The sequence below is a fragment of the bacterium genome (assembly GCA_024226335.1).
GTDB lineage: Bacteria > Myxococcota_A > UBA9160 > SZUA-336 > SZUA-336 > JAAELY01.
Map to the genome: position 1 here is coordinate 1 of JAAELY010000202.1, position 5,533 is coordinate 5,533.

Here is a 5,533-nt window from a genome sequence, read left to right on the forward strand (position 1 = left end):
CCCACCGTGTCTCTGGAGGAGCTGAAACCGTCGTCCAAAGACGTCTTACTGCGCTCTCGCCAGCCCAGTCCACAGGCCGCGGCGATCGCCCGGGACCTCCTGCGCAAGATCCGGCAGGCCTTCGCCGGCGATCCGGCGGCGAGCGCCGTCCTCGCCGGTTGGGCGTTAGGATGTAAGGGTCCCGAGATCCGGCGGCGGTACGGCATATCGGAGAAGGACCTCCGCGCCGCCGTCCGCAGGGTACGGCGTTTCGCCGTCCGCCTGCGGGACCCAGAGCCGGGAGACAGCCATGGCCACTGAGAAGCGTAACCACCGTCTGGAGCTCGATCGCGTTCTCGGCGGCATCGTCGACTCGATCATGGAAGCCCCCGAGGCAGAGATCGAAGAAGACCTCCGCGCCGCCGGCGACGATCCCGAAGCCACCGCCGACCGCCTGCGCGCCAAGCTCGCCAACACCGTCGAGCGCCACCGCTCCCACCGCCGGACCCGGGCCACCGCCCGCATGCAACAGCACGTCTTCCTGATGAACGTCCAGCCCTGGGAATTCCCGGAGACCGAAAAGCAACGCATGCAGCTCCTCGGCGCCGCCATCCGCAGGCGTCCCGAGCTGGAAGAAATGCTGCAGGCGAAGCTGCGGGACCTGCGGACCCTGTCGGACGAGGAGGTGAAAGACTGTCTGCGCCAGCTCGCCGAGATGGGGGAGCTGGAGGAGGTGCCGGAGGACGGGGAGTAGACGGCTGATCGGGTCAGCGGGGATACGGCTGCTCGGTCTTCAAAGACTTGATGACTCGGTAGTGCTTCACGTTGTACGTACACAGGGTCGCAGACCGGCCGACCGCACAAGCGCCGATCAGGGAATCGAGCAGGCCGAGGCTGTGGGACAGGTGAAATGCCTGAAAATCGGAGAGGGCTCGGTCGCAGTCGGCTGCGGAAGGCCACGCGACTGGCAAAGGGCGGGTCAGTTTCAGGGCTCTCAGCACCTGGAGCTTGTTCTCTGCGTCCTGGATCATCTCCATGACGACATAGCCAGGTACCGACGGCAGCTCGTGCAGTTGGGTGAACCAGTCCACAGCGGGCTGATACCCGCGCTGAATATCGACCAGGATGTCAGTATCGAGCAGAAGCACGCCGGTGCCTAGCTGCGCGCGCGCCGTTCGGCCCGCCGGCGAATCTCTCGGGCGTGAGCCTGGCTGTCCTCGATGTCGGGGCGTGAGCCGATGACGCCTTCGCGGCGCCAATAGGCGACGAGCTCCGCGCCGTCTCTGGGGCTGGCTTCGGTCGAAGCGGACGCCGCATCCAGGCGGCGCAAGGCGACCTGCTCGAGCGGTAGACCTAGGCGCCTGGCCTCGGCGCTCAGCTTCCGCTCCAGCTCTCGGGGCAACTCGAGGGTCAGTGTCATCTTGAAAGCTCCTTCGATCAGCTTTTCGGCATCCTGAGCCGGTGACCGAGCCAGCTGGTGCCGTAGTCTATCATCAGGGCGATCGACGCATCCGACGGCATTCACCTGCTCTCCGGCGCCACCCCGGCCACCGTCGCCGCCCACGCGGCCGATCACCATCCTGGAGTCGGGCGCCGTCGACCGAGGGGAGATCACGGATAGGATCCCCTGGGAATCCCGCTCCCTGCCGCCAGAAGCGCCCGGACCGCGGAAAAACCCAGTTCCCATCGCAAGGACGCGCCGGGGGTTGGACTCGCCGGGCAGAAGCGGCGAAGAACGCCCCGAACGGCGGCGGATCCCGCCTCTGGGCGCTTCGAAGGCGCCGAAGGTTGGGAAATCGGCGGAGAAGTGGTCGTGTAGCCCTCCGCAGGCGCCTGGAGCTTGAAGAGATGCTGCAGGCGAAGCTCCGGGACTTCCGGACCCTGTCCGATGAGGCAGTGAGAGACTGCCTGCGCCAGCTCGCCGAGTTGGGGGAGTTGGAAGGGCTACCGGAGAGTGAACAGTAGACGGTCCGATCAGGTCGCATCACGGACTTCTACGACCATGTACCAGCAGCCGCCGAACTCCGGATCCTGGAACTCACGAAACCGGCGGAAGCCAGCCTTCTCGAACGCCCGGATGGCACGCTCGTTAGAAACCGATGTGCCTACGCCTGCAACTGTCACGGAGGGATCCATCCGCCAGCGAGCCAGAAGCAAACCGAGGGATCTCGGCCCGACACCGCGGCCCATAAACTCCGGTTCCCCGATGAAGACGTCGATGTCCACGAGGCCTTCGGGAAGGTCAGTCAGCCCAGCAGCCTCGAGCTCGTTCTGAGGGGGCGTCCGCCAACACAGATAGCCCACAGGGGCTCCGCCCACCACGATGACGGCGTGGCTCTCTGGTGAGCACCGCAGCGAGCTCTCCAACGCCAGCTGGGGATCTCCCCACCACCGAGCCACGTGCGGTCGGTGCAGCCAATCCCGAAGTCTCTGCGAGTGGAGCTCGGGGTCGAAGGGCTCAAGGCGGACCTCCCGTTTGGGCATCACGTCACCTTCTTGCCGCTAACGGGCAGAAATGAGCGTCGGCGCAAGCCGTACGCTCGATTTAGGTGTTGTGCGAACGATCTCTCCTTTTCCCAAGTCGTCGTTTTGCGGCTTCGCGTTGTCGTCTATCGTGTTTAGCTACGGCCGCACGAATTCCTGGATCCTCAAAACCGGATAGCAATGCTGACGCCCGATCGTAGACACGATAGGAACGTCTAAGGTTCATTGACACTTGCTGATCTCTGAGCCATCTGGGCTGCAGCAGTGTGCTGAATATGCCGCCAGCTATCGACCCTAGGTATTTTCGAGCATGCGCATCTCCTGCAGACCGGGCGAGCTTCATTAGTCCAGAGTCCGAAAACCATGGTGGAAAACCAGCCTTCCTTAGACCACCGACTGCGAACTGCACTAGCTCATCCCTCACCACTTTCTGCCGATCCTCATCGTCCACCGGCCAGTCCATCTCAAAGACCCAACTGTGCCGCGATTTTTTTGAAAACTCGCGAAGTTTATCAAGAACCCGCTGAACTTGGACTTCTCTGACTGAGGCCGGCTTTCCTTTGCGCCTCCAAAGCCGAGATAGTACATGCTCAGGAGGCGCGAGCCTTTTGACCTGCGACGTTTCGTGATGTTTGGTGCAGACGACCTGCACCTGGCCAAAACTCAAGCAGAACCGAGTACCTCTCTCACGTCGATCTTCCTGCTACCGGCGATTCTCGAAATCGCCCTGGGGGAAATATAGCCCTTGACAACCGGGGGCCTCATACGTGTTGGGTGGCGCCTTCGCCTGAAGCCTCACTGCGCTTTCCCACGCTCCCCTGTGGCGGGCTCCTCAGCGTTCCATGGATTGCTGGAGTGACGCTCCGGGTCGGTGACCGCGAATGCGATCTCGTTCCCATCCGGATCGCGGACGATGAACATGTCCATCCAAGCAGTCGCCTTGATTTCACCTGCCTCTCCCCCCCAAGCACGCACCCGAGAATGGTGAGCGTGTAGATTCTTGATTCGGAAGTACAGGCGTTGCTGCCCGATCTTGGTCTCCTGCGCGCTCGAAGTTGGTTCATGCAGGCCGAACTTCACCCCCGCTGCAACCATTTCTGCGTAGTAGGGGTGCCCATCTGAGTTGGCAAAGCCCTGGAAATCAAATCCGAGCACATCGCGATAAAAAGGCGCGCTCTTTTCAACATCGCTTACGTAAAGCACAGACTTTAGCTCGCCTGTGAAGATCCCATGAGCTTTCCGTGGGTCGTCCTGCGCTTGACCAGACGCTTCCAACGTCAAGAGTAGAGACAAGAGCACCAGCGAGAGCGTGTTCAATCGTGCCATACGTTTTCCTTCTTCGCGGCCCGCAGCCTTGCTGCGTTGCAACGTCTGGTTCCGTCCACCCAACAGTTGCGTTCACCGACACGCGGCCCAATGAGAGTAAACGTGGAACAACCAAAAAACGTAACCAAAGGTGAAGACGTTGAAGAGCCGAAGGACGAGCGCGCTCCGGTGCAACGCCTTGTTATCCGACGACTCCGTCTCAGGTTTCGAGCTAGATGCCTTGCTTTCGCGCCTTGTGCCAAACAAAAGCTGCCCTCCGATTGGAAATGTCCCCCTAGGTCGCCTGTGAAGTTGCAGTCCGGTTCGACCGAACTTTGTTGGCGAGACCCTTCAGATTACCGTCGATGATCTTGCCCATCATCAATTTCATCACGGTTTGGCCCAATAACCATCCGAAAGGACCGAATTTCACGCGATAATCCATGCCCCACTTCACTCTCGCTCGCCCGCTATCCAGCGGCTCGACCGACAGCTCCGCGTGCGCTTCGTGAAGAGGCATCGCTATCATTTCCGACAAACGAACGCGATACCTGCGATTGGCCTCCCACTTGGTCACCTCCTCCACCACTGAGGTACCATCGTCGAAATTGCAGCGCCGTTTCGACCCGATCCCGTCTTCGCCGTCCGTGAGCGCATCCACGGATCTTACGAGCGGTGCGAACTCGTCAATGTGCATGAAGCGACCGATAACCGCCCATAGGGCGTCGGGCGTGGCGTCGATATCGAGAGTTCGCTCGTGATGTATCAATTTTGATTCCTTAATTTGCGGCAACACGCCGGGTTAACGTTTTTGGCATTCGAGATTCCATCAGGATCAAAAACCTTGATCGGGAATACAGCAACGATTTGTTCTTCGGGTTCAAGATCTGCAAGACCAATTCCTAAGTCGGATAACGAAACGGCTGAGTGGCGCGCGCAGCGCGTCCGCCTCGAGCTGCTGGTTCGACCTCTTCCGCACCGATACTACCGCATCGGAGTCCATGTCCTGATCTCACTGCTGCCAGCGCGCAGCCTAACGATGTCGGTTTCCGCCTCGTGTGAAATCCTTCCGGTGACCTGCAGATCATTCGAGCCCCCGAGGCTTTCGCCGTATTGTTATCTTCGTTTTCTTGAGCCCGATTTGGCCTTTTTGGATGTTTTCTAGCATTCGTAGGTTAAGCTTGTATACCACTCCGCTTAGTTTTCCGATTCTTCCCTCAAGTTCTTCAAGCTCCTCAGCTGGGACTTGTCGCCCTTCTTTCCTTGCTTTGTAAACGAGATCTAGCCTCTCGGCCAGCATCACAAACTCCTTATTGATGAATTCCTCATATTCAATCCTAATGGTGTCCCCGAAATACTGCTGTACCATTGCGAGGTTGCGGTTCAAGCTCTCGTTCCGCTGTACCAGGACCTCCTGGTACAGATCCCTCCGATTCTCAATCCTTTGGGCGTCAAACTCCTCCCGCTTCAATCTCCACAGGTAACGGCGCATTCTGAACAGCCTTTTATCCATAAGGCTGCTGATCTCTTCAAAAATGGAGGTGGCTACCGATCGGTCAGCCGCCAGCCGTGATGCCTGGTTGCGAAACTCCCATGCTCTGTATTGATAAACGGAAGCGATAAAGCCTCCTGCAATGGAGGTCAAGAAGAAGGCAAGGGCAAGCAAGACTAGGCCGTGGAATCTGCCAAACAACTTTCTGTCGTCTCCACTCATCGCTCATCGCCGCTCTTGCGTCTGACATACACGGAATCGTTGACGTCGAAC

8 protein-coding genes are annotated in these 5,533 nt (G+C 59.5%); 2 read left to right on the forward strand and 6 right to left on the reverse strand.

Going from position 1 to position 5,533, the window contains the following annotated elements; all coding sequences use genetic code 11:
• Positions 1–289: 289 nt before the first annotated feature.
• Positions 290–733: a hypothetical protein gene (locus GY725_10155; protein MCP4004546.1), complete on the forward strand. Its 444-nt coding sequence runs from the start codon at positions 290–292 to the stop codon at positions 731–733.
• Positions 734–746: 13 nt separating this feature from the next.
• Here GY725_10155 and GY725_10160 read toward each other — a convergent pair whose 3' ends face one another.
• The 3 genes from GY725_10160 to GY725_10170 form a co-directional block, all read right to left on the reverse strand.
• Positions 747–1,127, reverse strand: coding sequence for a type II toxin-antitoxin system VapC family toxin (locus GY725_10160; protein ID MCP4004547.1), 381 nt, complete (start codon positions 1,125–1,127; stop codon positions 747–749).
• Between the two features lie 8 nt (positions 1,128–1,135).
• The gene (locus tag GY725_10165) at positions 1,136–1,399 is read right to left on the reverse strand and encodes a hypothetical protein (GenBank protein ID MCP4004548.1); all 264 of its coding nucleotides are present in this window, start codon (positions 1,397–1,399) and stop codon (positions 1,136–1,138) included.
• A gap of 554 nt (positions 1,400–1,953) precedes the next feature.
• On the reverse strand, positions 1,954–2,463 hold the full coding sequence (locus GY725_10170) for an acetyltransferase (protein MCP4004549.1): 510 nt from the start codon (positions 2,461–2,463) through the stop codon (positions 1,954–1,956).
• A 586-nt stretch (positions 2,464–3,049) separates the two neighbouring features.
• Here GY725_10170 and GY725_10175 point away from each other — a divergent pair.
• Complete coding sequence (locus GY725_10175) at positions 3,050–3,205, forward strand: hypothetical protein (GenBank protein MCP4004550.1); 156 nt, start codon at positions 3,050–3,052, stop codon at positions 3,203–3,205.
• Between the two features lie 53 nt (positions 3,206–3,258).
• Here GY725_10175 and GY725_10180 read toward each other — a convergent pair whose 3' ends face one another.
• The 3 genes from GY725_10180 to GY725_10190 all read right to left on the reverse strand — a co-directional run bounded on the left by GY725_10180 (position 3,259) and on the right by GY725_10190 (position 5,482).
• Positions 3,259–3,831, reverse strand: coding sequence for a hypothetical protein (locus GY725_10180; GenBank protein MCP4004551.1), 573 nt, complete (start codon positions 3,829–3,831; stop codon positions 3,259–3,261).
• A gap of 232 nt (positions 3,832–4,063) precedes the next feature.
• Positions 4,064–4,564: an SRPBCC family protein gene (locus tag GY725_10185; GenBank protein MCP4004552.1), complete on the reverse strand. Its 501-nt coding sequence runs from the start codon at positions 4,562–4,564 to the stop codon at positions 4,064–4,066.
• Between the two features lie 288 nt (positions 4,565–4,852).
• Positions 4,853–5,482, reverse strand: a complete 630-nt coding sequence (locus GY725_10190) for a hypothetical protein (GenBank protein ID MCP4004553.1) — start codon at positions 5,480–5,482, stop codon at positions 4,853–4,855.
• Positions 5,483–5,533 lie beyond the last annotated feature (51 nt).